Origin of the sequence: Rhodovulum strictum (assembly GCF_009649175.1) — a bacterium.
In the GTDB taxonomy this organism is placed as follows: Bacteria; Pseudomonadota; Alphaproteobacteria; order Rhodobacterales; family Rhodobacteraceae; genus Rhodovulum; species Rhodovulum strictum.
Window position 1 is genome coordinate 15,502 of sequence record NZ_WJPO01000026.1, and the last position, 24,233, is coordinate 39,734.

At 69.8% G+C, this 24,233-nt stretch carries 25 protein-coding genes; 11 read left to right on the top strand and 14 right to left on the bottom strand.

Going from position 1 to position 24,233, the window contains the following annotated elements:
• Positions 1-35: 35 nt before the first annotated feature.
• From GH815_RS14545 to GH815_RS14565, 5 genes are all read right to left on the bottom strand, one after another.
• Positions 36-395 (bottom strand): hypothetical protein, encoded by a 360-nt coding sequence (locus GH815_RS14545; protein ID WP_170290359.1) that lies wholly within the window; start codon positions 393-395, stop codon positions 36-38.
• A 99-nt stretch (positions 396-494) separates the two neighbouring features.
• A complete protein-coding gene (locus GH815_RS14550; protein ID WP_153749490.1) occupies positions 495-1,271 on the bottom strand; it encodes a slipin family protein in 777 nt (258 codons plus the stop codon).
• 55 nt (positions 1,272-1,326) lie between these two features.
• The gene (locus tag GH815_RS14555) at positions 1,327-1,830 is read right to left on the bottom strand and encodes a hypothetical protein (protein WP_153749491.1); all 504 of its coding nucleotides are present in this window, start codon (positions 1,828-1,830) and stop codon (positions 1,327-1,329) included.
• A gap of 120 nt (positions 1,831-1,950) precedes the next feature.
• On the bottom strand, positions 1,951-2,217 hold the full coding sequence (locus GH815_RS14560) for a hypothetical protein (RefSeq protein ID WP_153749492.1): 267 nt from the start codon (positions 2,215-2,217) through the stop codon (positions 1,951-1,953).
• An 82-nt stretch (positions 2,218-2,299) separates the two neighbouring features.
• Positions 2,300-2,692, bottom strand: a complete 393-nt coding sequence (locus tag GH815_RS14565) for a hypothetical protein (protein ID WP_153749493.1) — start codon at positions 2,690-2,692, stop codon at positions 2,300-2,302.
• A 289-nt stretch (positions 2,693-2,981) separates the two neighbouring features.
• Here GH815_RS14565 and GH815_RS14570 point away from each other — a divergent pair, with 289 nt between their 5' ends.
• From GH815_RS14570 to GH815_RS14580, 3 genes are read left to right on the top strand one after another with little or no spacing between them, the layout of a single operon-like run.
• The gene (locus tag GH815_RS14570; RefSeq protein ID WP_153749494.1) at positions 2,982-3,416 is read left to right on the top strand and encodes a hypothetical protein; all 435 of its coding nucleotides are present in this window, start codon (positions 2,982-2,984) and stop codon (positions 3,414-3,416) included.
• A gap of 22 nt (positions 3,417-3,438) precedes the next feature.
• Positions 3,439-3,786 carry a hypothetical protein gene (locus tag GH815_RS14575; protein WP_153749495.1) on the top strand — a complete coding sequence of 116 codons (348 nt, stop codon included), beginning with the start codon at positions 3,439-3,441 and terminating at the stop codon, positions 3,784-3,786.
• A gap of 37 nt (positions 3,787-3,823) precedes the next feature.
• Positions 3,824-4,210 carry a DUF302 domain-containing protein gene (locus tag GH815_RS14580; RefSeq protein ID WP_153749496.1) on the top strand — a complete coding sequence of 129 codons (387 nt, stop codon included), beginning with the start codon at positions 3,824-3,826 and terminating at the stop codon, positions 4,208-4,210.
• A 48-nt stretch (positions 4,211-4,258) separates the two neighbouring features.
• Here the strand turns inward: GH815_RS14580 and GH815_RS14585 are convergent, their stop codons facing one another.
• Positions 4,259-4,471 (bottom strand): DUF3185 family protein, encoded by a 213-nt coding sequence (locus tag GH815_RS14585; RefSeq protein WP_153749497.1) that lies wholly within the window; start codon positions 4,469-4,471, stop codon positions 4,259-4,261.
• Between the two features lie 425 nt (positions 4,472-4,896).
• Here GH815_RS14585 and GH815_RS14590 point away from each other — a divergent pair, with 425 nt between their 5' ends.
• The 3 genes from GH815_RS14590 to GH815_RS14600 all read left to right on the top strand — a co-directional run bounded on the left by GH815_RS14590 (position 4,897) and on the right by GH815_RS14600 (position 7,486).
• Positions 4,897-6,486 (top strand): OmpA family protein, encoded by a 1,590-nt coding sequence (locus tag GH815_RS14590; protein WP_170290360.1) that lies wholly within the window; start codon positions 4,897-4,899, stop codon positions 6,484-6,486.
• A 330-nt stretch (positions 6,487-6,816) separates the two neighbouring features.
• On the top strand, positions 6,817-7,092 hold the full coding sequence (locus GH815_RS14595; RefSeq protein ID WP_153749499.1) for a glycine zipper domain-containing protein: 276 nt from the start codon (positions 6,817-6,819) through the stop codon (positions 7,090-7,092).
• Between the two features lie 19 nt (positions 7,093-7,111).
• On the top strand, positions 7,112-7,486 hold the full coding sequence (locus GH815_RS14600; protein ID WP_153749500.1) for a hypothetical protein: 375 nt from the start codon (positions 7,112-7,114) through the stop codon (positions 7,484-7,486).
• Here GH815_RS14600 and GH815_RS14605 read toward each other — a convergent pair.
• The gene (locus GH815_RS14605) at positions 7,470-8,705 is read right to left on the bottom strand and encodes an AI-2E family transporter (protein WP_153749501.1); all 1,236 of its coding nucleotides are present in this window, start codon (positions 8,703-8,705) and stop codon (positions 7,470-7,472) included. The genes GH815_RS14600 and GH815_RS14605 overlap by 17 nt on opposite strands.
• A gap of 221 nt (positions 8,706-8,926) precedes the next feature.
• On the opposite strand from GH815_RS14605, the gene GH815_RS14610 reads away from it, so the two are divergent.
• The 3 genes from GH815_RS14610 to GH815_RS14620 all read left to right on the top strand — a co-directional run bounded on the left by GH815_RS14610 (position 8,927) and on the right by GH815_RS14620 (position 9,534).
• Positions 8,927-9,100: a CsbD family protein gene (locus tag GH815_RS14610; protein ID WP_153749502.1), complete on the top strand. Its 174-nt coding sequence runs from the start codon at positions 8,927-8,929 to the stop codon at positions 9,098-9,100.
• Positions 9,101-9,137: 37 nt separating this feature from the next.
• Positions 9,138-9,299, top strand: coding sequence for a hypothetical protein (locus GH815_RS14615; RefSeq protein WP_153749503.1), 162 nt, complete (start codon positions 9,138-9,140; stop codon positions 9,297-9,299).
• A 79-nt stretch (positions 9,300-9,378) separates the two neighbouring features.
• Positions 9,379-9,534, top strand: a complete 156-nt coding sequence (locus tag GH815_RS14620; RefSeq protein WP_153749504.1) for a DUF3309 domain-containing protein — start codon at positions 9,379-9,381, stop codon at positions 9,532-9,534.
• Positions 9,535-9,623: 89 nt separating this feature from the next.
• Here the strand turns inward: GH815_RS14620 and GH815_RS14625 are convergent, their stop codons facing one another.
• A complete protein-coding gene (locus GH815_RS14625; RefSeq protein ID WP_153749505.1) occupies positions 9,624-9,857 on the bottom strand; it encodes a hypothetical protein in 234 nt (77 codons plus the stop codon).
• Between the two features lie 180 nt (positions 9,858-10,037).
• On the opposite strand from GH815_RS14625, the gene GH815_RS14630 reads away from it, so the two are divergent.
• Positions 10,038-10,769 (top strand): Crp/Fnr family transcriptional regulator, encoded by a 732-nt coding sequence (locus GH815_RS14630; RefSeq protein ID WP_153749506.1) that lies wholly within the window; start codon positions 10,038-10,040, stop codon positions 10,767-10,769.
• A 47-nt stretch (positions 10,770-10,816) separates the two neighbouring features.
• On the opposite strand, the gene GH815_RS14635 is transcribed toward GH815_RS14630, so the two are convergent.
• The 4 genes from GH815_RS14635 to GH815_RS18880 form a co-directional block, all read right to left on the bottom strand.
• Positions 10,817-11,011, bottom strand: a complete 195-nt coding sequence (locus GH815_RS14635) for a hypothetical protein (RefSeq protein WP_153749507.1) — start codon at positions 11,009-11,011, stop codon at positions 10,817-10,819.
• Positions 11,012-11,292: 281 nt separating this feature from the next.
• The gene (locus GH815_RS14640; protein ID WP_153749508.1) at positions 11,293-11,919 is read right to left on the bottom strand and encodes an OmpA family protein; all 627 of its coding nucleotides are present in this window, start codon (positions 11,917-11,919) and stop codon (positions 11,293-11,295) included.
• 275 nt (positions 11,920-12,194) lie between these two features.
• A complete protein-coding gene (locus GH815_RS14645; RefSeq protein WP_246176463.1) occupies positions 12,195-20,486 on the bottom strand; it encodes a GH36-type glycosyl hydrolase domain-containing protein in 8,292 nt (2,763 codons plus the stop codon).
• Between the two features lie 197 nt (positions 20,487-20,683).
• Positions 20,684-20,878, bottom strand: coding sequence for a hypothetical protein (locus tag GH815_RS18880; RefSeq protein WP_170290362.1), 195 nt, complete (start codon positions 20,876-20,878; stop codon positions 20,684-20,686).
• A gap of 426 nt (positions 20,879-21,304) precedes the next feature.
• On the opposite strand from GH815_RS18880, the gene GH815_RS18885 reads away from it, so the two are divergent.
• Entirely contained in the window at positions 21,305-22,180 is an 876-nt protein-coding gene (locus GH815_RS18885) for a PRC-barrel domain-containing protein (protein WP_170290363.1), read from the top strand.
• Between the two features lie 103 nt (positions 22,181-22,283).
• Here GH815_RS18885 and GH815_RS14655 read toward each other — a convergent pair whose 3' ends face one another.
• Both GH815_RS14655 and GH815_RS14660 read right to left on the bottom strand, forming a co-directional pair.
• Complete coding sequence (locus tag GH815_RS14655; RefSeq protein WP_211365096.1) at positions 22,284-22,643, bottom strand: PRC-barrel domain-containing protein; 360 nt, start codon at positions 22,641-22,643, stop codon at positions 22,284-22,286.
• A 212-nt stretch (positions 22,644-22,855) separates the two neighbouring features.
• Positions 22,856-24,067: an extracellular catalytic domain type 1 short-chain-length polyhydroxyalkanoate depolymerase gene (locus GH815_RS14660; protein ID WP_153749512.1), complete on the bottom strand. Its 1,212-nt coding sequence runs from the start codon at positions 24,065-24,067 to the stop codon at positions 22,856-22,858.
• Positions 24,068-24,233 lie beyond the last annotated feature (166 nt).

Sequence of the window (24,233 nt, forward strand, 5' to 3'; positions counted from 1 at the left end):
ACGGGCCACCGCGGCGCGTCGGCGCCCTCAGCGTGTCAGGATGCATCGGTTGCCCTCCGAAACCCGAAACCCCGGTCACACTGCCAGCGATTGCCCGACCGGTCGAGGTGGGCGTTCGCGGGCAGGTCAATCATGCCACAGCCAGTCCGCAGGGCCTCGAACCCGCGCGCGTGCTGCGCGCCGGGGCCGTGGGAGCGGTCGTCGAGAAAGGCGTTCTCGGGCAAGACGACGGGATCGCAACGGCCGCTGGCCCGTACAAAACCCGGCTCGCCGCGCCGGGCGGCGCCATGGCCCGCGTTCGTCGCATGGGCGTTGTCGGGAATGACGACGGGAACGCAGGCGCCGGCCTGGGTGACATGGCCGCGGCCGCGCGGCTGGCCTGAAATGTCGAACATCGGGTAGTCCCCTTCGGCCATCGGCCATGTCGGTTGCAGCGGGTGCGCGGCGCCATCGTCCGCCACCGGTTCAGCCCGCCAGCGGTGGCGGACCGCGGTTCAGTCCTGCTTTGCCACGGCCCGGATGCTCGGGATCAGCCCTGCCAGCTCCATCGGGAAGGGGAAGATGATGGTCGAGTTCTTCTCGCCGGCGATGACGTTCAGCGAGCTGAGATAGCGCAGCTGCATTGCGCCGGGGTCTCTGGCCATGATCTGCGCCGCCTCCAGCAGCTTCTGCGCCGCCTGCGCCTCGCCCTCGGCGTTGATGACCTTTGCGCGGCGTTCCCGTTCCGCCTCGGCCTGGCGGGCGATGGCGCGGATCATCGTCTCGGTCACATCGACATGCTTGATCTCGACGTTCGAGACCTTGATGCCCCAGGTGTCGGTCTGCGCATCCAGCAGCTCCTGGATGTCGCGGTTCAGCGTGTCGCGTTCCGACAGCATCTCGTCCAGCTCATGCTTGCCGAGGACCGAGCGCAGCGTGGTCTGCGCAAGCTCGCTGGTGGCCTGCATGAAGTTTTCGACCTGGATGGTGGCGCGTTCGGGGTCCATCACGCGGAAATAGATCACCGCATTGACCCGGACCGAGACGTTGTCCTTGCTGATCACGTCCTGGGAGGGCACGTCCAGCACCTTCACCCGCATGTCGACGCGCACGACCTGCTGGATGCCGGGGATCACGATGATCAGACCGGGCCCCTTGACCCCGGTGAAGCGGCCGAGCGTGAAGACCACCGCGCGTTCGTATTCGCGCAGGATCCTGATGGCGGATGCAAGAAGAGCGACCAGGAAAGCCGCAAGCACGCCGTAGAAGCCGAAGTCGAACAGGAAATCCATCGTCCACTCTCCTCGAACCGGGCGGGACAGCCGGGCTTGCCATCGCCTTCGATCTTCAGCGATGCCGGGGCGGCATCCCTTCGTTTTCGGCCGCCTGCACCGCCGCGCCGTTCTGCGCCGCAGGGGACGGCTGACCGTGCGATCCGATCGTGTCAGGCGCGGCGGCCGGCCGCCCAGGCTGTCCGCTGCGGGCGTAGAGCGCGCGGACCTCGGCCTCCGAGACCCGGTCGGCCCGCATGACGAGCTGGACCATCGGGTCGGCCAGCATCTCATCGACGAAGAAGTCCACCACGGACGCACCCGTCAGCTTGTCGCGACCCAGGGCATCCTCGAGCGCGGACAGCGGAACCGTCAGGCTGCGCACGAGGCCCGGATGAGTGTTTCGCGGGTGCAGCCTCACAAGAACCGAGGCCTTCCAGCGGTCCGGATCCCGATGGTCGGGAGGTGCCGAGATCTCGGTTTCAAGATCGTACTCGCCGGCAGGAAGCACCTCGGCAAAGCCGGGCAGGCTGAACGGTCGTTCGAAGATCGCGGTCGTCTTGCTGATGGGACCGGCCATGGGTTTCCTTTCGTTTCGTTGTGGATCGGCGCCTTGCAGGAGCGACGGATCACCCCGTCCTTGCGGGCGCAACGGCCGCCGCGCGCCGTGACGCGGCGGGCCCGGCGCCGTCTCGGGATGTCATGCGCGCTCCTGCTTTGCCTGTCCGGCAGCGGCCTCCGCATGGGCGCGCTTGCGATAGTCGCCGCGCCAGACCCCGCCGACGGTCAGGACCCAGATGCCGTTGCGCTCCGTAATCTCGGAGCGCGCGCCGCCTTCGGACCCGTCGAGCGGCCCGAGGCCCGGAGCATCCGATGCGGCCCGGTCCATCGGCTGGACGAAGGTCGTGCGCAGAAGATCCAACAGCCTCGGATCGCTCGCGGATCGGCAGGGGATCAGCAGGTCCAACCTGCGGGCTTGCGCACGCAACCGCCGTTCAAGAGCGTCCGCCCGCGATGCCGGTGGGTGCGGAAAGGGCCACGCCATCGCATCACCCCGCCCGGGCCCGGGCCCGGGGCTGCAGCAGCGCGCCGCTGCGCTGCTGCAGTGCTGCCACGCATGCGGTGGCCAGCGTCCGGCTGGCGGCCGCGTTGCCCTCGATGGTCGCCCAGCCTGCCGCGAGCAGGGCATCGCGCTGGCGCGTTGCCGTCGCGGGTTCCCGGATGCTCGCCAGCTTTGCGACCCGGTCGGGGTCGCTCTCGGCCCTCTCGACACAGACGGGCACGAAGGCCGCGACGACCTGTTCGTCGGCCATCGCCTGCCCCATCCGGTCGGCGCCGGCCGCGGTCGTCCATCCCGCCCCGGCAAATCCGGCGATGGCGACAACGACACCGCCTGCCACGGCTCCGATCAGTCCGGGTCTCAGCCATTCGGGTGTGTTCATGGGTGTTCCTTCCTAGCTCCGGGCCCGATTGCGGGCATCGCTCCGGTGCAGCGCCGGATTGGAACGACCCTACGACGCCGGCAGGGGACCGGGACTGATCGATGTTAGGCCGGTTTCGGATCGTGCCCGGCCAGCCGGCAATTGGCCACGCACTGATCTGCATCAGCGCAGGCGAGACGATTCAGGTCCATGTTGATCTTCATGCGCTGCGCGCGGCTTGCCCGTCGGCGCGAGCGGAGGGCGGCGAAGTTCAGGCTTCCGGTCCGCCCTGCCGGGAAAGGACCACACCATGCCGACAATGGACGAGATGCGTCAGGGCGGAACCCCGTTCGACCCGTTCCTCTACGCCGCCGTCGGCGAGGATCGGAACGGCAACACGGTGACTGTCCTGTCCACTCTGGCCCGGCTGGGGCTGGAGCCCTGGGATGCGGCGTCCGATCTGGCCAGCCTGACAAGGGACGAAGCCCGCAGCCGCCTGGGCGGGCTGCTGGCCCGGTTCCGGGATGTGCCGGCGCTTGGGCAGGATCATGCCGCGATCACGCAGCGGCTGATCGATCTGTTGCCGAGAACCGCCGGTCGCCGGGTCGGCCGGACAACGGAGCGGACGGCAGAGCGGACGGCGCCCGCCGGCGCCGGGGGCATCGGCACGATCCTCGCCGTGCTGATGCTGATCCTCTACCTCATCAACATGCTGTTCCTCGGCTCGGATGGCGCCGGAAACTGAGGCGGCAAGGCAGGAGACGGCCATGCACCCCGACGAAGACCTCTGGCGGCTTGAAGAGGCGTTCTGGACCAGCGGCCGCGACAGCGCCCGCGCCACCACGGCGGCGGGCGCGATCGTGATCTATCCCTATCCGCTGGGGATCCTTCAGGGCGACGACATCTGGGCGCACATGCCGGCCGATACCGGCTGGCGCCTGATCGAGATAGCCGACCGGACCGTAACCCGACAGGGGAATGTCGCGGTCCTTGCCTATCGCGTGGTGGCGCAAAAGGACGACACCCCGATCCACGAGGCGCTCTGCGCCTCGACCTGGCTGAACGACGCCGGGCGCTGGCTGCGGCTGTCGCATCAGCAGACCCCGATGGCCTGACCGCAACAGTGCAACCGGGCGGTGCAACGGAGGACCCATGAGCTACACGATCAACCGCCTGATCCCCGGCGCCGATATCGACGCCGTCGACGCCCGTACGCGCGCCGCCCTTGCGGAGCAGGGCTTCGGTGTGCTGACCGAAATCGACGTGAGCGCGACGATGAAGGCGAAGCTCGGCCGCGACATGCCGGGCTACCGCATTCTCGGGGCCTGCAATCCGAAGCTCGCGTGGCAGGCCATCGGGGTCGAGCCCCGCGTCGGCGCGATGCTGCCCTGCAACGTGATCCTGCGCGAGACCGATGCCGGCATCGAAATCGGCGCGGTCGATCCGGTCGCCTCGATGCAGGCCGTCGCGAACCCCGCCCTGCGAGCAATCGCAGGCGAGGTGCGCGCGTTGCTGGCGAGGGCGGTTGCAGCGGTCTGAGGGCCGGCCGGGGGCCGCAGGCCAGCCCCCGGCGCGGTCACGCTGTTGTCAGCCCCGGGCGTTCCCCCGCCAAAGCAGTCCGACGCCGGCGACGACGGCCACTACACCTCCCAGCAGATACCACATCGTGTTGCCGGCAAACCGGCCGGTCAGCGCCTCGGACATCTGGTCCATCGGCGCCTGCGAGGCCCGCCAGGCGAAGAAGAGCAACACCGCGCCCAGGGCCAGGACGACGAGGCCGATGATGTTTGTCTGTGTCATGGGAAAGCCTTTCCATCGGAGGGCAACTTCGGATGAGGCGCCGGCCGGATTGCCGTGTTTCCCACGGCCAGGCACCGTTCGCGAGTCGCGAGGAGCAACCCCGATCATGGTGCATTGCGCGCGCGCCGCACTTACCTCGATCAGTCGCCGCGGACAGAAATTCGCCCGGCGCCTGCAAGCATGGTGCGCGCAGCCGCCATCGAGCGTCACGAGTTCCGGTACTCGACGGCAGTGATGACGGGGCGGGGCAAACCTGGATCAGTCCGAAGGGCCTCGCTTCGGACTAGCGATTACGGGGGCGATGACGCTTCGAAGCCGCTTCCGTGCGGATGCTCCATCGCCGGCAGGACGCCCGACCACAGCAGTGCCACAGACACAGCACGGGCACGGCTGTCGCACGGACCAGGATCAGAAAGGGTGACAACATGACCGCAGTTTCGCTCAGGTCGTCCACGGCCGCAATCGTTGTCCTGTCGCTGCTGCAACCCCTCCCGATGCTGGCGCAGTCGCCATCGCGTCCGGACGGCGGCGACGGGGCATCCGCCGAAAACCGCAACAGGCAAGCCGACCGGCGCACGCCCGAAGAGATCTGCGCCGAGGCCATGATCTTCGACGCACTCGCCTGCGAACTGCACATCCTGTCGCTGGAAAACGGGTCGGAGGCAGACACATCGGCCGCGCCGGAGGCTGCGACCCGGCCGGACCTGCCTGCCGCAGCCCGCGAGGAGGCCGAAGCCCGCGACGAGGCTGCAAGCGAGACGGAGACGCCTGCGGAAGCCGCAGTCCAGGTCGAGGCCGAACGAGCGGAGGACCCCGCCACGGAACCGGGCCCGCAATCGGAACCGGCTGTCGTCGCGCAGGACTGTCTGGCCGAAGTCGTCGCCAGCGACGGCACCATCGTCTGTGCCGATGCGCTGACGGGCGAGACCATCGCTGCAATCGCTGCCGAGGCGGAGGCCGGGGCCGACACGGCTGCGGAAGTCATCGTCGAGACTGTCACCGAGAGCAGCAGTCGTTCGAGCGACCAGGAATTCCGCGACGTGACGCGCGAGGACGGCGCGCGCCCGAGCGAAGACGCGCGCACCGAAGCCGACCGGAGCAGCCGGGTCCCCCCGGCGAGGGAGCGCGGATTGAGCGATCTGGAAAAGGCGGGGCTGCTCTTGCTCGGCACGGCGGTCGTGGGCGCGATCCTGACCGCGGGGCAGCGCGTCGAGTCCAATACGGGCGACCGGGTCATCGTGATCGACGACGACGGTCGCTACCGGGTTCTCAAGGATGACGATGCGCTGCTCCGCCGGCCAGGCTCGGAAGTGCGCACAGAGCGGTTCGCCGACGGCTCGACCCGGGCCACGGTCACCCGCGAAGACGGAACCAGGATCGTCACCATCCGGGATTCCGCCGGTCGTGCCCTGCGCCGCGTGCGCATCGAGCCGGACGGGCGCGAATACCTGCTGATCGACGACACCCGACCATTCGAGCCCGTGGTTCTGCGCGACCTTCCCCGCCCGAGCCACGAGGACATCTCCTATCGGGAGGCGACCGACCGGGAAAGCCTGCGCGTGGCCCTGCTCGCCGCCGAGCGGCGCGACCTCGGCCGAAGCTTCAGCCTGCGGCAGGTGCGCGACCATGCCGAGGTGCGCGCCCTCGCGCCGGTGATCAACCTCGAGGCCGTCACCTTCGCCACGAACTCCGCGGCGGTTCAGCCGTCACAGGCCGAACGGCTGCGGCAGGTCGGCCTGCTGATGCGGGACCTGGTGGCCGAGAACCCGACCGAGCTGTTCCTGATCGAGGGCCATACCGACGCGGTGGGCAATGCGGGCTACAATCTCCTGCTGTCCGACAGAAGGGCCGAGTCTGTGGCTTTGGCCTTGAGCGAGTATTTCGGGGTTCCGGCCGAGAACATGGTCATTCAGGGATATGGCGAGAGCTTTCTCAGGATCGCCACCCTGGACGCCGAGCGCCTCAACCGCCGGGTCGCCGTGCGCCGGATCACGACGCTGGTCCGACCCTACTGAGGCCGGGACGGTGCGGCGGCCGGGTCGGGCGGCGTTGCGCGTTCCGGCCGCCGCTTCGGAGACTGATCCAGGTTGTGGCGCCGTTTTCGCCAAGGCGTCACTGTCGGGGAGGAGATGGCGAGACGCCATCTCGAAACCGGTGAGGCTTCGATGAATCAGATCATATGGATCGTAGGGCTGGTCGTGATCGTCCTGTTCATTCTCGGATATTTCGGACTGCGCTGAATGCCGCGAACTGGGCAGGGCGGTGCCGGGTCGATCCCGGACCGCCGGCACCGATGTGAGCCCCGGCACAATCCGGGGCGACGATCGATTTTCCGGAGACACGCGATGAACACGACTGCGACGCAGGCGGCAAAGGCCGTAGCCGACCCCGAAGACCTCAGCGCACAGATCGAGACGCTGCGGGCGGACCTCATGAAGCTGGCCGCGACGGTCAAGGGCGACGTGACCGAAGGCCTTGAGAAGGCCGGCAGACAGATCGGCCAGACCGGACGGGACGCCCGTGCCACGGCAACCGGCGCGGTGCTGGACCATCCCCTCGCCGCGATCGGGATCGCCGCGGGGCTGGGGCTGCTGCTCGGCCTCGTCGCGCGCAGGGGCTGAGGCCGCCATGGAGTTGCCGTTGCTGGCACCGCTTCGCGATCTTCTCCGCGCACGGGCCGGCCATGCGGCCGGTCGGGCCGCGACAGGGTCGGCCACGGCAGGGCTTGCCGGGGTTGCCGCGGCGCTCCTTGTGGCGGCGGGCCTCGTGGCGCTGACGGCGGTGGTCGGTTTCCCGCTCGCGGCCCTCGCCTTCTCCATGGTCTTCGCGGCGCTGGCGTTGACCGTGCATCTGCTTGGGCGGGCGCTGTCGGCCCGCCGCGCCGCTCAGGCCATGGCCGCCCGAAGGCGCGCCGAAGCCGACATCGCCCTTGCCGCCGCACTCGTCCGCTCGGCAAGGCCGCTTCTGCCGCTGGCCGCATTCGTCATGGCCTTCGCGCTCATGCGCCGTCCCTGACGGAGGGGCGTGCAACTGGCGCGGCGGCGTTCAGGCGACGCACGAAGGCCACCGCCACGATCAGGGTCGGCGTGGCGACCAGCGCGCCGGCGGCCCCCCACAGCCACGCCCCGAAGGCGATGCCCGCGAAGACCGCAATGGGAGCGATGCGGATGCGCGCGCCCACCACCATCGGCGTGACGGCCTGGCTCTCGATCATGTTGAGCACCACGACCACGGCGAAGGGGGCAAAGGCCGTGACGGGATCCTCGAACGACACGATCCCGACGCCCAGCGTGACAAGCGCCATGATCGCGACGCCGATGAAGGGCATGAAGTTCAGGAGTGCCGCGGCCACGCCCCAGAGCGGCGCGTTCGCCACCCCGAGCAGCTGGAACGCCACCCCGATGCAGAGCCCCAGCCCCAGGTTGACGGCAGTGATGGCCAGCAGATAGCGCGCGACGCTGGTGCGCACGTCGCGCATGGCCCGACCGACCGCCCGCCGGGCGGAGGCGCCTGGGACCATCGACATCCCCCAGCGGGCCAGCATGACCCGGTCGCGCAGCAGAAAGAAGGTCAGCATCGCCCAGAACGCGGCCCCCGCCGCCAGCCTCGGGGCGCCGATGGCCCAGTCCGCCAGCAGACGCTGCCCGCCTTCCACCATCCGGCCCACGGTGTCGTCGCCCGGTGCCCGCGGAGCCTCGGGTTGACGCGGGACGGTCTCGTCCGTCGGGGCGACCATGGAGCCCGGGTCGAACGTATCGGACAGTCCCGAGAGGATCTCGCGTGTGCGGCGCTCCATCTCGCGCAGGATCTGCGGCGCCCGGTCGTTCCAGGCCTCGGCCGACGGCGCCAGCGCGTAGACGGTCGTCGCGGCCCCCAGCAGCAGCCCGCCCACGACCAGCGCCGCGCAGAGAGCGATGCCGGCGCCCCGCTGCGTTCCAGTCGCCGGACGGCCGGTGCCAGAGCGATGGAACAGAGGAGCGCCAGCACCGTCGGGATCGCGATGAGGCTGGCGGCGTCGAGGGCGGCAAGGGTCATCACGCCTGCGATGATCCCCAGAAACACGGTCTGAAGCGCTCCACGGTCGAGCCGCGAGAACCAGCCGGCGGGTGGGGCGCGGCCGGCCGACGGTGCAACGCGCGGCCGCGTCGCTTCGCCGTGTGGGTGATCCTCGGGCATGGTGTGTGGCAGCCTTCGCGAGCCGGTTGGCGGGCAGCAGGTCCGGTCCGATCGGCATGATGCGGACCGCGGCATTGATTGCCGACGCCCTGGCGCAGACACTGTCGGCGGCAGGCCATCCCGGACCATGACGACGATATCTCCCGTGGCGGGCCGCTTTGCTGATGCAGGTTAGGGACGCTTGGTCGGCAAGCGGCGAGGATGATGTTCATGGCGCTTGCGGTCGCCCGAGTCTGTGGCCGGTGCGCGGCGCCTCCCTCCGCAGAAGGAAGTCGGACGATGGACAAGGATCGCATCAAGGGAACTGCCAAGCAGGCCGAAGGCGCCGTCAAGGAAGGGCTTGGAAAGCTGACCGGCGACAAGGCGCTCGAGGTCGAGGGCAAGATCGAACAGGTCGAGGGCAAGGTTCAGAAGGCCTACGGTCGGGCGAAGGACGACCTGCGCAAGGCCTGAGGCCTACGACACCGAAACGCAGCGAAAGGTCGCGTCGATGGAGAAGAACAAGAAGAAGAAGGCCGGAAGCGGCACCCCGAAGGGCGCCAAGGTGCCGAGCGATTACAAGTCCCGCGAGGCCGCAGGCAAGATCAGCCAGACCGACGCGGCGTTCCACAAGGCACCCGGCAAGGCGAAGGATGCAACCCGCAAGGGCTGATGCCATTGCCGGATGGCCCTGCCGCGACGCCCTCGCGCGGCGGGGCCGCTATCCATGACGATCCCGAAAGGACACCACCATGCTCGGAACCATTCTCATCGTCATTCTCGTCCTGATGCTCGTGGGCGTGCTGCCCACCTGGGGCCATAGCCGCTCGTGGGGCTATGCGCCCAGCGGAACCATCGGCCTGATCCTCGTGATCCTGATCGTGCTGGTGCTGACCGGCCGCCTGTGACGGGCGCCTGACGGTCAGGGCCCCGGCCTGCTCGGACAAGGCCGGGTGGGGAGACGGGACGCGTCCCGTCTCCTTTCGCATCTGTTCGACTAGCGCCGACGCACCGAGTTGCCGCCTGCGAGGATGTTGTTGATCAGCGCGGCCACGGCGGCGTGCAGCGCATCCTTTTCGCCTGGCGGTGCGAACTCGTGCGCAGCGGCGGCATCCTTCAGGACGCCGACGATCTCCCTCTCGGGCAGGATGTTGCGGTCGTTGAGCGCGAGCAGGAGCGACTCGCAGATGGCGAGCGCGGCGGTTCCGGCGATGTCGTTGGGAACGGTCATGATCGGTTGCGCCTCTATTTCCTAGGAAACGATTCGGGTCTGCGTCGACCGCATGGAACGTTCCGGCAGCATAGGCGTTCCCTGACGGTCGCGACTGATCGAGAGCAGTGCGAGGTGCCTTTTTCCGGCCCCCCGGCAGCTGCGAGCGACAGCAAGCCCATCCTCACCGGAGTCGCCCCCATGCTGATGCTGCAAAGCCCGCTGACACGAAAGCTTTCGGCCTATGTGGCCTTGTCGGCCGCCGATCTGGAGCCTCTGGCGCGCCTGCACAGGCGCAGGCGGAGCTTTCAGCCGGGGCACGAGCTGATCCACGAGGGTCAGGCCAATGCCTCGGCCTTCATTCTGTCCGATGGCTGGGCCTGTTCCTACAAGCTTCTGCCGGATGGCGAGCGGCAGATCGTCGACTTCCAGATCCCGGGCGACTTCCTCGGCCTGCGCAGCATCCTGTTCCGCACCTCCGACCACTCCATCGAGGCCGTGACCCGAATCGAGGCGACCGAGGTGCTGGCCCCGGACATCCTCGAAGCCTTCGCCGAGGCGCCGCGGCTGGCCACCGCCGTGCTCTGGGCCGCATCGCGGGACGAGGCGATGGTCGTGGAGCATCTGGTCAATCTCGGTCGCCGCTCGGCCGAGGAGCGCATGGCGCATTTCCTGCTGGAACTGGGCGCTCGGCTGGCGCTGGTGGGGTCGGGCGACCGGACGGGATTCGATTGCCCGCTGACGCAATATCACCTCGCCGACGCGCTGGGGCTGAGCGCGGTGCATGTCAACCGTGTCCTGCGCCACCTGCGCGAGGAGGGCCTCGTCACCTTCCGGAACGGGCGCGTGGCCTTCGACGATTTCGACAGGCTCAAGGCGGTCGCCGGGTTCGACTCCGGCTATCTCGATCAGGACGGCCCTCTGCTGCGCTGAGGGGCCTCCCCCGCAGAGGTCCTGCCAGGGAAGGTTCGTGCCGGATCTTATGCCAGCGCGCGGGCGGCTGCGTCCAGTTCGCGGCTGCACTCGCCATCGTGTTTGGCGGCCATCGCCTTCTCGGCCGCCTGATAGTGCTTGAGCGCCGCGTCCTTCTTCGGACCGGCGGGCGCCTTGTCCCAGGCCGCCTTGACGGACTTCATCTTCTCGGCGGTGTTGGGCACGGGGGTTTTCGCTTCCATGGGCGTTGTCCTTGCTGGGTCTGCCCGAATTGACGAAGCCTCCCTGCCGGGCCGGAACGGTGCCCGGTTACCGGGCAGGGAAGCATCGCCGTCACTCGAAACAAACAACCGACGGCGGAATGTGGTGCCGTCATGAAGACCCTATCGACGTGCCGCCTCGGCGGGACTGATGCAGGTTGGTGCTGCAAGAATTAGTTTCGGCCGGTGATCGCGCTCCCCCACAAGGGATGGGCCCGGAGTTTCCCCCGGGCCCGTCCCATCGCCTCAGCCGACGATAGCCGTCAGTTCGTGGGTGTTATCACGATCTCGACCCGGCGGTTCTGCGCCCGGCCGGCAGCGGTCGCATTGGACGTGATCGGCTCGTAGAAGCCGCGCCCGGAAACCGTGATCCGCTGCGGTTCGGTTCCTGCAGCGATCAGCTCGCGGGCCACTGCCATTGCCCGCTCCTGGCTGAGCTGGTTGTTGTAGGCCGCCGAGCCGACATTGTCGGTATGGCCCACCACGCGCACGGTCGAGGCCGGATGTTGCCGCAAGCTGCCCGCAACCGACCGCAGGGCCGGCCGGAACCCCGGGTCGACAACCGACGACGCCGTGCGGAAGGTCACCGACTCGGGCAGGATGACCCGAAGCTGGGAGCCGGTGTTGGTGATGTCGGCGCCGGTGCCGGCAAGCGAGCTTCGCAACTCCCGTTCCTGCGCAGCCATCTGCGCCCCGATGGCGCCACCGACGGCCGCTCCGACCGCACCGCCGATGACCGTCGCCCGGGTATCCCCGCCGATGATCTGGCCTGCTGCGGCCCCGGTCAGCCCGCCGATGACTGCGCCGGTCCCGGTCTGGTTGTACGAACCGTCGGGATTGGCGCACCCCGCCAGTGTCAGCGCTGCCGCCACCATGACGGCCGTGATCATCCTTCCTTGTCTGCTCATCGTACATCCCCCTTGATGGAGAACCCCCGCCGCGCACCTGCGCAGCTGGCTGCCCCAATGTTCCGGACAATGGCATCGAAGCGGATCATCCGGGCTGATCTGAATTAGCTTGCGATCAACAATACTTGGGCTTTCCGCGCGCAGAGCGCCGCGTCGGGCCGATTGATTTCGCGTGGGCCGGGTGAAGGCCCTGCAACGGCTGTCGGCGCGGGAAAGGCCAGGCCCCGGCGGCCAGCACGGCAGCGGCGCGATCCGCGTCACAAGACCGGGGGCGACGGGGAAGGACTCAGAGTGACGACCAGGCTGTGCGACCCGCCCGAGAGCCTGACGGTCAGCCGCCCGTCCGCGGGGCGAAGGGGCGCATCATCCAGCGTCGCCGCGGCAACGCCGTGGCCGGTCCGGCCGGGGTTGTCGATGGTGATCGCCAGTTGGGTGTCGCCGATCCTGACGGTGGAGGACATCCGCGGCCAGGCTTTGGGAAAGCATGGGTTCAGGACGAGGTCTTCGCCTGCGCGGGTCAGCCCTAGCAGGCCCTCGATCCCCGCCCGATACATCCAGGCCGCCGAGCCCGTATACCAGGTCCAGCCGCCGCGCCCCGCATGGGGCGCGCTGGAATAGACATCGGCGGCGACCACATAGGGCTCGACCTTGTAGCGAGCCGCGTCCGCGGGCGTGCGGGCGTGGTTGATCGGGTTGAGCATCGCGAACAGCCGCCCTGCGGCGTCGCCGTCGCCCATGCGGGCGTGTGCCAGCACCGCCCACAGGGCGGCGTGGGTGTACTGCCCGCCGTTCTCTCGCAGGCCCGGGGGGTAGCCCTTGATGTAGCCCGGATCGTGCGGGGTGGCGTCGAAGGGCGGCGCGAACAGCAGGGCGAGGCCGGGGTCGGGGCGGATCAGGTGCTCGGCCATCGACGCCATGGAGGTCGCGGCGCGCTCGGGATCTGCCGCGCCCGAGAGGACGGCCCAGCTCTGCGCGATGCTGTCGATGCGGCATTCGAGGGATGCGGCCGACCCCAATGGCGTGCCGTCGTCATAGGTGCCGCGACGATACCATGCGCCGTCCCAGCCTTCGCGCTCGATGGCCTGCCGCACCGCCTCGGCGTGGTGGCGCCAGCGTCCGGCGCGTGCGGGATCGCGGGGCTGCGCCAGCGGCGCCATCGCCTCGATGGTGGCTATCAGCAGCCAGCCCAGCCAGACCGACGTGCCGCGCCCGGCCTCGCCCACGCGGTTCATGCCGTCGTTCCAGTCGCCGGTACCGATCAGCGGCATGCCGTTCTCGCCGGTCAGCGCGATGGCCTGATCGAGGCCCCGCGCACAGTGTTCGAACAGGCTTGCGCTCCGGTCCGAGACGCTGGGCAGAAAGAAATCGTCATGCACGCCCGGCAACAGCGCCGGACCCTCGATGAAGGGCACCTCCTCGTCCAGCACGCCGGCATCGCCGGAAACCGCCACATACTGCGCCACCGCATGGCCCAGCCACACCCGGTCGTCCGAGATCCGGGTGCGCACGCCCTGGCCCGAATGCGGCAGCCACCAGTGCTGCACGTCGCCCTCGGGGAACTGCCGCGCGGCGGCGCGCAGCAGATGCGCCCGCGTCAGGTCGGGCCGCAGGGCGGCCAGCGCCATGCCGTCCTGCAACTGGTCGCGGAAGCCATAGGCGCCGCTGGCCTGATAGAACCCTGCCCGCGCCCAGATCCGGCAGGCCAGCGTCTGATAGAGCAGCCAGCCGTTCAACATGATGTCCATCGCCCGGTCGGGCGAGGTCACCTGAACCGCGCCCAGCAGGTCTGCCCAGTGGTCCTTCACTTCGGCAAGCGTCGCCTCGGGGTCCGTGGCGCGATGGCGCAGGATCAATTCGCGCGCTGCCTCGCGGCTGTCGGCCTGACCCAGCAGGAACAGCACCTCCACGCTGTCGCCCGGGGCCAGCACGATGCGGCGTTGCAGGGCGGCGCAGGGGTCGAGCGCGGGGCCGGTTCGGCCGGACAGGGGCGCGGGCCCGATGCCCCGGGGGGCGGCCAAGGTGCCCCCGATGCCCAGGATCTCGGCCCGGTCGGCGCTGCGGCTGGTGGTGTCGGCGCCCAGGTCGGCGAATGCCACCCGGTCGGCAAAGGCGGTGGAGAACGGATTGCGGGCGAGGATGGCGCCGGTGTCCGCGTCGGCCTCGGTGACGACATGGCGCTGGGTCGCCCCGCGCGACGGGCCAAGGACCCACTCGGCATAGGCCGTCACCGACAGCCGTCGCGGACGGGCGGAGGTGTTGCGCAGGGTCAGACGGGTGACCCTGACCGGATCCTCCAGCGGCACGAACTGCACCATCCGCGCCTCGATCCCGTGGGCGGCATGCTCGAAGGCGCTGTGGCCGAAGCCATGGCGGGCGACGTAAAGGCCACGGTCGCGGATCGGCCGGGCGGTGGGCGTCCAGGTCGCGCCGCTGTCCAGGTCGTGCAGAAAGATCGCCTCGCCCGCCGGGTCCATGACGGGGTCGTTGGACCAGGGCGTGAGCTGGTTCTCGCGGCTGCTGACGGCCCAGACATGGCCCGCGCCCAGCGCCGAGACCTGAAAGCCGAAGCCCGGATTGGCGATCACGTTGATCCAGGGGGCCGGCGTGGTCTGGCCGTCGCGCAGGACGGTGACGTATTCGCGCCCGTCGTCAGCAAATCCGCCGGTGCCGTTGAAGAACTCCAGCCCGGAGGTATCGAATGCCGGGGCGGGCGGCCCTGCGGTTTGCGGACGTGCGGGCGCCCGCCGTCGCGGCGGGGTAGCGGCGGTCGCCGCGTCGATCTGCTGGCCGATGCTGCCCCGACCGGCGACCAGCACCACGCTGGCCACAGACAGCAGGAGTGCCCGCGCATCCGCCCCGATCAGGTCGCTGCGCAGGACGTGGACGGTGCCATCGGCCCTGCTGTCGGCGGTGTCCGGCCGGGGCCGCGACCGGGCCGACCGCACGGCAGCATCGATCGTCTTCTGCAGGTCCTGCACATAGGAGGCAGCGCGGTCGTTCAGCACCACCACGTCCACGGCAAGCTGGTGCATCCGCAGGTATTCATGCGCGGCCAGAAGCTCCAGCAGCCTCGGCGCGTCCTCGGCATCCTCGATGCGGAACAGGATGATCGGCAGGTCGCCCGAGATCGCATGCGGCCAGAGCGCCGACTGCGGCCCCGCCCCGGCGAGGATGCCGGCGGCCGGAGCCCGCAGGCGCGCATCGGCCCGGATCACCATGCCACCGAGGCGCTGGAAATCGGCCGCGGCGGCGTGGGTCACGTCCAGATGCCGCAACTGTACCTGCGCCTGCGTCCAGGCCAGCGTGACCGCCCGACCGAAGGCCGACGGGTCGCGGTGGCGGTCCACCAGATCGAGCAAGACATCGGGATCTCCGGCGATCATGGTCCAGAAGGTGACCCGCGCCATCGCCCCGGCGGGAACCACCAGCGACCGGCGGATCGCAAAGATCGGGTCCAGCACCGTGCCGGTGGTCTGCGACAGCGGGGCTGCGGCCATGGCCGCCCGGCCGACGCTGCCGCCAGCCCCGATGAACTTCGCCCGGTCCGTCTCGATCTGGATCGGCGCGGCCTCCTGCCCCTCCACCACGGCGATGTGGGCCGCCCAGACCTCCGGGTCGGTGGGGGATCGGCGGCGGCGCGTGGCGACGATCACGCCCAGTTCGGGCAGGTAATCGGTCACGACGAAGAGCTTGGAGAACGCCGGGTGGGCCACGTCGGCCGAAAGCGGCGCCAGCACCAGTTCGGCATAGGAGGTCAGGTCGATCTCGCGCGCCTGCCGCCCGGTGTTGGTCAGCGTGACACGCCGCGCCTCGGCATCATCCTCGGCCGAGACGACCACCTCGGTCAGAGTGGTCAGGTCGTCGGTCTGATGGGCGAAGGTCGCATGATGCTCGCTGAACACCGCTTCATGGCGGGCGGGATCGGCGCCGGTGGGCTGCATTCCGGCCGACCAGAGCGCCCCCGACCCCCGGTCGCGCAGAAAGATGAACGTCCCCAGCGCCGCCGTGGTCGGATCGTCGCGCCAGCGCGTCACCGCCAGGTCGCGCCAGCGGCTGTAGCCTGCCCCGCTCGGCGTCAGGACCACGCCGTAGGAGCGGTTCGACAACAGATGCGCCGTGGGCGCCGCGTCCGCCGGCGCGGGGAAGCGGCGGACCACCGGCTGCACGTCGGTTTCCTGGGCGCTGGCGGGCACCTCGCGCGCGCGCGGCGGCGCATCGGTGGCATCGCGGGGAACGCGCTCCTGCAGCAGCAGTTCCACCGCCCGGATCATCGGCTCGGCATGGAAACGCGCGCGCAGGCGGCCGTCCTGCACGCAGTTGGCGATGGCAACGATGGTCATGCCCTGATGATGCGCCATGAAACTGCGCACGATGGCCAGGTCGGCCCCCACGGGCAGCCGCTTCGCGGTGAAGTCCAACGCCTCGTAGAAACCGAACGTCCCCTGCGCGCCAAGGGCTGCGAGCCGGGCGAAGTTGCGCAGCGCGGCTGCGGGGTCGATCATCGCCGCAAGCGCGGTTGCATAGGGGGCGACGACACGATCCGCACCCAGACCCCGCTTCAACCCGAGGCCGGGCACGCCGAAGTTGGAATACTGATAGGTCATCTCGAGATCGCGGGCGTTGTAGGCCGATTCCGAAACACCCCAGGGAATGCCGAGGGCCTCGGCATGAGCCCGCTGGCGCGCGACGATGCGGCGGTTGGTCTCCTCCAGCACCGAGCCGACCGGTTCCTGAAGCACCAGCGACGGCATCAGGTATTCGAACATGCTGCCCGACCACGACACCAGCGCCGAGCCCGCCCCCAGCGGCGTCGCCGCACGGCCCAGGCGGAACCAGTGGCGGGTTTCCACATCGCCCTTGGCGATGGCGAACAGGCTTGCAAGCCGCGCCTCGGAGGCGAGAAGGTCGTAGCAGCCGTGGTCCAGCCGGTTGGTGGCAGGCGAAAAGCCGATGGACAGCAGCTTCTTGTCGCCGTCGAGCAGAAAGGCGAAGTCCATGCCGTTGGCGAGTGCGCGGGCGGTCTGCTCGACCGCGGCGAGGCGTGGGCCAAGGTCCAGATCGCGGTCGGCGGCATGTCCGGCAAGCCCCGTGTGGATCGCCGTGCACCAGAACGCCATGTCCGGGGCAGGACCGTCGGCCGCGTGCGCGGCCGCGGCATCGGCCAGCGACAGCAGCAGCTCGAGCGGCGCCCCCTCGGCCGCGGCCCGGCCCAGCCCTGCCAGCATGTCGGCCTGTGCCGGGTCAGGCGTGGCGACAAGGGCGCGTTCGGCCAGCAGCAGCCCATCGCGCAGACCGGCGCGCCAGTCCGCTTCGGGGGTGCGGGGCTCCGCCTGCCATTCGGCGCAGGCGCGCGCGACGGCGATCAGGTGCCCGGCAAGGTTGCCGCTGTCCACCGAGGACACATACCCCGGCTCCAGCACGCGCAGATCGTCGGTGGCATGCCAGTTGTGCAGATGGCCGCGGAACCGCGGCATCCGCCCGACGGTGGCGAGCGTCCGCTCCAGCCGCGTCAGGGCGTCGGCGCGCCCGATCCATCCCAGATCATGCGCCGCCGTCACGGACAGCAGATACATGCCGATGTTCGTGGGAGACGTGCGGCGCGCCAGCGCCGGCCCGGGCGTTTCCTGAAAGTTGTCGGGCGGCAGATGGTTGTCGGCTTCGGTCACGAAGGTCTCGAAGTAGCGCCATGTGCTGCGGGCGATCAGCCGCAGGCCCTGGGCATCCTCCTGCGTCATCGTGCCTGGGCGATGCCGCAGCGCGGGCCGGCTGATCCGGTGGGCGATGGCGGGGCTTGCCAGCCACAGCAGGGCGAAGGGCACAACCAGCGGCCAGACCGCGGGGTTGAGGGCCGCCGCGCCGCCCGCCACACCCAGGCCCAGCGCGACACCCCACCCCATGCGGCGAACCTGCGCCGGCATGCCGGGCCGTTCGCCCTTCGCCGTCTGCGCGGCCGTGACCCATTCCAGCAGGTTGCGCCGCGACATGCCAAGCCGCCAGGCGGTTCGCAGGATCGCGTCGCCCATCCGAAGCGCCGTGTCGGGCAGAAAGGCGACCTTCAGCAGGATCTGCCCGAGCGCCGCGCGCAGGTCGGCGCCGAGTGCCGCGATATGGCTGTGCGCCGTGATCCCGGCCCGCCCCGGCAGCACCACGAAGGGCAGCGGCAGCAGATGCGGCAGCGCGAGCATCGCCAGCACGGCCAGCGTCCAGCCCGCCGCCAGCGGCGGCGGCAGCAGCCAGCCCACGGCCAGCGCCGCCAGCGTCAGGGGCGGCGTCAGGGACCGGCGCAGGTTGTCGATGATCTTCCAGCGGCCCAGCCCGGGCATCGCGCCCCGCCCGACCAGCCAGGGCAGGAGCTGCCAGTCTCCGCGCACCCAGCGGTGCTGCCGCAGGGCGGCGACATCGTAGCGTGCGGGGAAATCCTCGACCACCTCGATGTCCGAGGCGAGGCCGGCGCGCGCGAAGATCCCCTCGAACAGGTCGTGGCTGAGCATGGTGTTTTCGGGCACCCGCCCGGCCATCGCCGCGGCGAAGGCATCGACATCGTAGATGCCCTTGCCGGTGAACGAACCTTCGCCGAACAAGTCCTGATAGACGTCCGAAATGGCCGCCGCATAGACGTCGATCCCGGCATGGCTGGCATGGATGCGCTGAAACGTCGATCCTTCCGTCCCGACCGGCAGCGCCGGCGTGACGCGCGGCTGCAGGATGCCGTGGCCCAGCGTGACCCGCCCCAGCGCGGGGTCGAGATGCGGGCGATTGAGCGGATGCGCCATCTTGCCGATCAGCCGACGCACCGTGTCGCGCATGAGCCGCGTGTCGGCGTCCAGCGTGATGACGAAACGCACGTCCTGCGGCACGGCGGCCGGCGCCAGAAAGCTCGTGTCGCTCGCGCCGCGCAGCAGGCGGCCCAGCTCGTGCAGCTTGCCGCGCTTGCGCTCCCATCCCATCCAGACACCCATCGAGGGGTTCCACAGCCGGCGGCGATGGAGGAACAGGAACCTGTCGCCATGGGGCGACGGGTAGGCCGCGTTGAGGCGGGCGATCCCGGCGGTGGCCTGGGCGATCATGCGGGCATCCTGCGGCTCGGTCTCGGTGGCCGCATCCCGCCCGTCGGACAGCAGCGCATAGTGCAGCGCGCCCTCGGTGCTGGACAGGTGATGCACCTCCAGCTGCTCGATGGCGGCGGCCACCTCCTCGGCGCTGCCCAGCAGCACCGGGACGGCGACGAGACAGCGAAGGTCGGGCGGCACCCCCTCGGCCAGCTCCATCCCCGGCAGGCGCTGTGGGGTCACCGATCGTGTGACCACGAGGCCGACCAGCGCACTGCCCGCCTCCAGCGCGACGCTCAGGCCAACGATGGCCAGGGCAAGCGCGACCCAGCCCTGAGCCCCCGACAGCCACAACGCGAGGCCCAGAACAGCCAGCGCGACCAAGGCGATGGCGGCCAGATAGCCCGCAAGGCCCGCCCGCGCGGCGAAGCGTCTTGCGCGCAGCCCCGCCCGCGGCGCGTAGCCGATGCGGCGCTCCAGCACCCCGCGTCCTGCCCCGATCAGCCAGTGGCCCGGGTCGCGCATGGCGTCATGGTGACCGGCGGCGGCCAGCGACAGCGCGGCTCCGGCGACCTCCGCCTCTGGCCGGTGCGAGCCGCGCGCCAGCGTCTCGATGGCGGTGCGATAGAGGTTGCGCGTCGCGAAATCCAGCGCGGCGAAGTCGGACGCGGCGCGGAGCTGGGCGTCGACCGGGCTGACCTCCTCGAAGAACTCCTGCCAGTCCATCTCGGAGATCAGCCGCATGCTGGTGACGACGTTGCGCATGGTGACGTTGGAGGCGCCCTGCCGCTGCTGGGCATGCAGGATCACCCCGTCCCGCGTCATGTCCTGTGCGGCCAGCCGGTCGTCGAGCCAGCCGCAGAGTGCTGTCTCGGCCGGGTCGCAGCCGCGCAGGCGCTTTGCGATCCGGGCGGCCAGGATCTCGGGCAGCGGCGCCCCCTCCAGCGGGGCGACCGCCTGCGCCAGCCGGAGTGTGGGCGAGGATCGGGCAGCGGTCGCGGGGCCGCGCCCTTCGTCCGTGACGCGCAGGCCGTCGACCAGCCTGTCTGCCGCGTCACGCTCTGCATGGGCCGCCATGATCTCGTCGGACAGCCGGCGCGCATTCTCTATGAGCACGATCCGCAGGGTGATCGCGACCGCCCACAACTCTCCGATCGTGAGCGGCTCCACGGTCTGATAGGCGCGCACGAAGCGGGCCAGGACGGGCGCGTTGAGCAGGCTGTCGGTATGCGCGACATAGGCCCAGGCGATGCCGAGTACGCGCGGATAACCTGCAAACGGCCCTTCGGCCAGCTTCGGCAACTGGCGATAGTATCCGGGCGGAAGGTCGTCGCGAATCTGCTGCAGCTGCTGCTCGATGAGGTGGAAGTTGTCCAGCAGCCATTCCGCGGCAGGGGTGATCGTCTGCCGCGCCTGCACCGCCTGCCCGCAGGCGCGATAGGCGGCCAGCAGGACATCCGCGTTGTCGCCGACCCTTGCGGCAAGCGGCGTCACACGCATCCGCCGGCGCGTGACCGGCTGGGCCCGCGCCAGGGAGATCGCATGATGTTCGAGGCGCTCGGCGCCGAACAGGTCCGCGCGGATGACCGCAGTGTCCTGCCACAGACCCGAGCGCGCACGCCTGTGGGCGGTACCGGGCCAGAGCGATGCTCCTGCCGCTGACCCGGCCAGAGAACGCTGGCCTGCGGCTCGGGGCATCACCGCAAGGTCGGCAGGCTGCTGTTTTCGGACCCATTTTCGCCCAGGCCCGAATCGGCCGGCGGCGCGGGCCAGGGCGGCGCCGCTTCACGCTCCCTGCGGGGCGCCTTCAGGCCTGCCGGGCCATCCCGCCAGTCCGCTCGGATGCGGCGGGTCATCGTGGTCCATTCTTCCTCGATCCGGTCCCAGGTCATGTGCAGGTCCTTTCTGGACATGGCAGGCCGCCGTTCCGGCGACGCTGGTCTCCCCTTCAACGACTTCCGTCCCGGACGCGTTCCACCGTGGCAGTGCAACGGTGGACCTGCGACATATCCGACAGGCCCCTGACAGGCGCGCTGGCACAGCCGGGCCGGCATCGGGCAGACGGAGGATACCGCTGCCCGGCGGTGACCGGACTGATGCATGTTGGTGAAGGCCCGTACCTGCCCAAGGGTCGCGAGACCTTTGCCGCTAGCAGGTTGCGGCCGGGCACGGCCGTTCCCTGCGCCGCCGTCAGGGGAGCCGCCCAGCCCGGCGCGTTCATCGGTAAAGGGAACGCGCCCTGCTACCGCGCGTTGTCCTCGTGTCGGGCAAACACGCAGACGGTTGTCGATCTGCCCCTTGCCCGCGGAGGACTTCAGATGAAGCGGCTTCTTTCAACTACGGCGCTTTTGCTGGCGCTTGGCCTGCCTTCGGTGATGCTGGCCCAGAACACACCCGCTCCCGAGCGCGCGACGCAGAGCCAGAGCGCGGGCATGGCAGGGTTTCTGACCCAGCGGAGCCAGTCCGACCTCTTCGCATCCGAGCTGATGGGCCATGATGTCCATGCGCGTCGGGTGTCCGCAGACGGTTCGGCAGCAAGAACCGGAGCCATGGCGACGGTCAGCCGGGCCGATCTGGACGACATGGACAACATCGGGCAGATCAACGAGATCGTGCTGTCGCATGACGGTCAGGTCCGCGCCCTCGTGATCGGCGTCGGCGGGGTTCTCGGCATGGGCGAGCGCGATGTGGCGGTCACGATGGATCAGGTGACGTTCGCCTCCGATCCCGATGACCGGGCGCAGATGCATGTCATCGTGAATGTCTCTGCGGAGATGCTCGAGGGCTCGCCTGCCTATGACCGTTCGTCGATGATCGACGGCGAGCCGGCGGACCGGACCGTCGTGGCCACGACCGACCGCACGGCACTTGCCCGACCGGAGTTGATCCGCGACGGCTACCACGTGGTTGATGCGACGCGCGTAACGAGCGACATGCTGGTCGGTGCGACGGTGTACGACCCCTCAGACACATATGTGGGGACGGTCGAAGACCTGTTCCTCGATGCTGACGGGGCGATCACGAACGTGATCATCGATTTCGGCGGTTTCCTCGGGTTGGGCTCGCACCAGGTGTCGCTGCGCTTCGACGAGCTGACGGTTCTGACGAACGACCGCGCCACCGATATGCGCGTCTACGTGGACGCCACCAAGGAGCAGGTTCAGTCCCTGCCGCAATACGAGGCGATGAACTGATGCACTCCTGCGGGGCCCTGCGTGGCCCCGCAGCCGACCTGCACCGACGAGAAAGGCCACGCACCCTGGTGCGTGGCCACTTCGTTCCGGCCGAGATCCGGTGTCAGCCGCCGTGATGCGGCATCGCCTTCAGCCTGTCCTTGGTGGTGTCCATGTGAACGCGCACATCGGACCCGCCGGTTGCCCGCAGCACCGTGAGGTCGCCGAAGGGGACCAGCACCGAATGCGCGCCGATGCCGAGGAAACCGCCGACATCGATCACGGCCGCGTTGATCCGGCCCTCCGATCCGATCTTGAGCGCGCTGACCGAGCCTATGGTCTCATCCTCGCGGCCATAGACCTTGGCGCCTTCCAGATCCGACGCCTTCAGCTCGTGGAGCGCCGCTTCGGCAAACCCGTCGCGGGCAAAGGCGTGGGTGCCGCCGCCGGACGCGCCGGTGGGTGTGGTTGTGGTGGGTGTCATGATGTTCTCCCTGTTCCCGGAGGGGCCGGGAACTCTGAGCGCAGGGGCCCCCTGCAGGGTCGTGGATCGCCGCTCCGCTCGCGCCGCGAAGGTCTTGGCGCGGTGTCGATCAATGACGGGGTCAACGCAGCGCACCCCGGTATTCGGATCGTGCGGCGGGTCGTACATGGACAACGCCGCAGCGCAGGGGACGTTCCCTGGCGCGCGCGCCGTCAGCGAGACCGGGCCAGAAAGAACCGCACCATTTCCGCCGACGCGTCGGGCCCGCGCGAATCGGTGAAGGAGCCGCCGGCCTTACCCCCCGACCAGGCGTGGCCTGCGCCCGCGACCTGCCAGAGTTCCACATCGACCGTTCCGTCGGGCAACGCATACTCGGTGCGCAGATAGCTCCGGCCTGCTGCCTCGGCGGGCGTCACCCGGGCCGGGGTCCGGGGTCCGACCGCGGCCAGCACGATCTGCGGCGCGTTGGAGGGGTGCACGGCACTGTCGGCATCGCCGTGAAAGACGATCCGGCGGGCGGGGGCACGGCTGCCCGCCGCCGCTGGTCTGCGTGCCCGCGCGGCCCCCGGTGTGCCGCCACTGCGCATGGCGGAGAGCGCCGACATGACATCGCTGGCAGCCCCGCGCGCAAGCCCCGAATGCACGCCCACGGCCGAGAAGACATCCGGATAGGTCTCGGCCACGATCACCGCCATCGCCCCGCCCGCGGACAGGCCGGCGACGAACACGGCCTGTCGGTCCAACCCGAACTCCCGCATCAGAGCGCGGGTCAGGCCGGCAAGGATCGCCGGCTCGCCCTTGCCGCGCGCCTGGTTGACGGGCGCGAACCAGTTCCAGCAGGACGCGCCGTTGTGGTCGCGGGTCTGCTCCGGCCAGGCGACTGCCAGACCGTGCCGCTGCGCCACCGCATTCATGTCGGTGCCGGTCGCAAAGTCGTCGGGGTTCTGCGAACAGCCGTGCAGCATCAGGATCAGCCCCTTCGGCCCTTGCGATTGCCCGGCCGGCAGGAACAGCTTGAAGTTGCGGGTCCCGGCGCGACCGCGATGGGTGCGGTCCAGATACTGTGCGCCCCGGGGTATGGGCGGCGGGCGTGAATGCGTAGGGAACCGGTCGAGCAGCATGCGGGCGGGCAGCGATGACCGCGCCGCGCGCAGCTGCTTCACCACGGCGCTCAGGCGCCGGTCCACCTTCGCGCCAGCTCGGGATGCCGCCTTGTGCCGTGCCTTTGCCGGCGGCTTGCGGTGCTTTCTCGCGACGGTCGGCTTGCCCGGCGTCATGGCCTGCAGGGTCGAGAGCGACTCAAGCGTGGTCCTGATCATCGTTGCACCTATCGCCCGCTGCATCGCCCTTGCGGACGACCGCCGCGCGCCCGCGCGGGCCAGCCGCATCGCGCGGCGAATCGCGCGCGGGATGGTGAATTTCATTGGAGGTCCTTCGAGGTTGGGCGCGTCCGAGGTGGCGACGTCCCGGCATCATGCCCGGCATCGCCCGCCTTGACACTAACATGCAGTGTTGCCTCCGCCGTGCGGCAAGGACTCCGCCGGACGTCAGGGGCGGCGAGTGCCCGGCCCCCGCGTCACGGCCCCGAAG

Coding starts and splice junctions, on each gene's coding strand:
- GH815_RS14565 (WP_153749493.1), bottom strand. CDS start 2,692: ATGAACACACCCGAATGGCTGAGACCCGGACTGATCGGAGCCGTGGCA.
- GH815_RS14590 (WP_170290360.1), top strand. CDS start 4,897: ATGACCGCAGTTTCGCTCAGGTCGTCCACGGCCGCAATCGTTGTCCTG.
- GH815_RS14645 (WP_246176463.1), bottom strand. CDS start 20,486: ATGCGTGTGACGCCGCTTGCCGCAAGGGTCGGCGACAACGCGGATGTC.
- GH815_RS14610 (WP_153749502.1), top strand. CDS start 8,927: ATGGACAAGGATCGCATCAAGGGAACTGCCAAGCAGGCCGAAGGCGCC.
- GH815_RS18885 (WP_170290363.1), top strand. CDS start 21,305: ATGAAGCGGCTTCTTTCAACTACGGCGCTTTTGCTGGCGCTTGGCCTG.
- GH815_RS14555 (WP_153749491.1), bottom strand. CDS start 1,830: ATGGCCGGTCCCATCAGCAAGACGACCGCGATCTTCGAACGACCGTTC.
- GH815_RS14605 (WP_153749501.1), bottom strand. CDS start 8,705: ATGCCGATCGGACCGGACCTGCTGCCCGCCAACCGGCTCGCGAAGGCT.
- GH815_RS14575 (WP_153749495.1), top strand. CDS start 3,439: ATGCACCCCGACGAAGACCTCTGGCGGCTTGAAGAGGCGTTCTGGACC.
- GH815_RS14640 (WP_153749508.1), bottom strand. CDS start 11,919: ATGATCACGGCCGTCATGGTGGCGGCAGCGCTGACACTGGCGGGGTGC.
- GH815_RS14615 (WP_153749503.1), top strand. CDS start 9,138: ATGGAGAAGAACAAGAAGAAGAAGGCCGGAAGCGGCACCCCGAAGGGC.
- GH815_RS14595 (WP_153749499.1), top strand. CDS start 6,817: ATGAACACGACTGCGACGCAGGCGGCAAAGGCCGTAGCCGACCCCGAA.
- GH815_RS18880 (WP_170290362.1), bottom strand. CDS start 20,878: ATGACCTGGGACCGGATCGAGGAAGAATGGACCACGATGACCCGCCGC.
- GH815_RS14585 (WP_153749497.1), bottom strand. CDS start 4,471: ATGACACAGACAAACATCATCGGCCTCGTCGTCCTGGCCCTGGGCGCG.
- GH815_RS14545 (WP_170290359.1), bottom strand. CDS start 395: ATGTTCGACATTTCAGGCCAGCCGCGCGGCCGCGGCCATGTCACCCAG.
- GH815_RS14660 (WP_153749512.1), bottom strand. CDS start 24,067: ATGAAATTCACCATCCCGCGCGCGATTCGCCGCGCGATGCGGCTGGCC.
- GH815_RS14620 (WP_153749504.1), top strand. CDS start 9,379: ATGCTCGGAACCATTCTCATCGTCATTCTCGTCCTGATGCTCGTGGGC.
- GH815_RS14625 (WP_153749505.1), bottom strand. CDS start 9,857: ATGACCGTTCCCAACGACATCGCCGGAACCGCCGCGCTCGCCATCTGC.
- GH815_RS14580 (WP_153749496.1), top strand. CDS start 3,824: ATGAGCTACACGATCAACCGCCTGATCCCCGGCGCCGATATCGACGCC.
- GH815_RS14570 (WP_153749494.1), top strand. CDS start 2,982: ATGCCGACAATGGACGAGATGCGTCAGGGCGGAACCCCGTTCGACCCG.
- GH815_RS14655 (WP_211365096.1), bottom strand. CDS start 22,643: ATGACACCCACCACAACCACACCCACCGGCGCGTCCGGCGGCGGCACC.
- GH815_RS14550 (WP_153749490.1), bottom strand. CDS start 1,271: ATGGATTTCCTGTTCGACTTCGGCTTCTACGGCGTGCTTGCGGCTTTC.
- GH815_RS14630 (WP_153749506.1), top strand. CDS start 10,038: ATGCTGATGCTGCAAAGCCCGCTGACACGAAAGCTTTCGGCCTATGTG.
- GH815_RS14635 (WP_153749507.1), bottom strand. CDS start 11,011: ATGGAAGCGAAAACCCCCGTGCCCAACACCGCCGAGAAGATGAAGTCC.